The sequence below is a fragment of the Streptomyces sp. SID3343 genome, assembly GCF_009865215.1.
In the GTDB taxonomy this organism is placed as follows: Bacteria; Actinomycetota; Actinomycetes; order Streptomycetales; family Streptomycetaceae; genus Embleya.
Genome location: NZ_WWJX01001148.1, coordinates 1 through 855, shown reverse-complemented (window position 1 = coordinate 855; position 855 = coordinate 1). Strand labels below are relative to the sequence as shown.

The window sequence follows — 855 nt, the reverse complement described above, 5'->3', positions numbered from 1 at the left end:
GCTTCGGCTGACGGCTCTGCGGCAGCGCCCCGCCGGACGTGCCGGCGGCGGTGAGTGAGGAGACGTCCGGGGCGGTCGCGCCGGCGTCCGATGTGCCGCCCTTCCGGCCGGCCACCATGCGGGCGATCATCAGGAGCATCACCGCGAACGCCAGGATCGCGACGCCGCCCCACGCCTTGATCCCGAACGCCAGGTCGGTCGCCCAGTCGACGGTCGCGCTGCCCACCCGGCGCCCCAGCGTGGCGACGCCCGTCAGGTACAGGCCGATCGGGAACAGGGCTGCGGCCGTCCACCGGGTCGCGCTCAGGTAATTCCGTCGTCGGGCGGTCTGCACCGCGATGACCAGGCCGAGACCCGTCAGCGCCATGCACAACGCGCCGGTGACCACATCTGCGCCGGACATGCGCTCGGCCTCCTCTTTCGGTTCTCGTCTTCGCTTCACACTCGGTCGGGCACGCCCGGTCGAGTCCACCTCCATCGTGACCCTCGCCGTCGGCGGACGCCACGATCGGCGGGCCGATCGGTACTCCGGGAGGACATGAACGGTGCCGTCTCCTCCCCGTGGAGTACGTCCAGGATCAGGGATGCACCCGATGCCTCACAGGATGGGTTTCCCCCAATAACGCGTACGGCGCGAGAATCCCGCCACCGCGCATGCCTTCGCGTGGGTGTCGTCGGGGAGGTCGATGGCCAGTTCGGGCAGGCCCTGCGCGGCGGTGACGTGACCGGCGGCGCGCAGCAAGATCGCGGCGGCCTCGGGATGGGGTGCCGTGAGCGCCAGGACCACACCGTGGGCCACCCACACGCCGGCGCCGTCGCCCAGGGTGTACGGCGCGGGCGCGGTGGGGTGGTCCA

At 71.9% G+C, this 855-nt stretch carries 2 protein-coding genes; both read right to left on the bottom strand.

The window, feature by feature from the left end:
* A partial coding sequence (locus GT354_RS36020) for a hypothetical protein (protein WP_161360593.1) occupies window positions 1-403 on the bottom strand: 403 nt, incomplete at its 3' end.
* Between the two features lie 195 nt (window positions 404-598).
* Window positions 599-855, bottom strand: a 257-nt coding sequence (locus tag GT354_RS36015; protein ID WP_161360592.1) for a hypothetical protein, incomplete at its 5' end; no start/stop codon positions are given.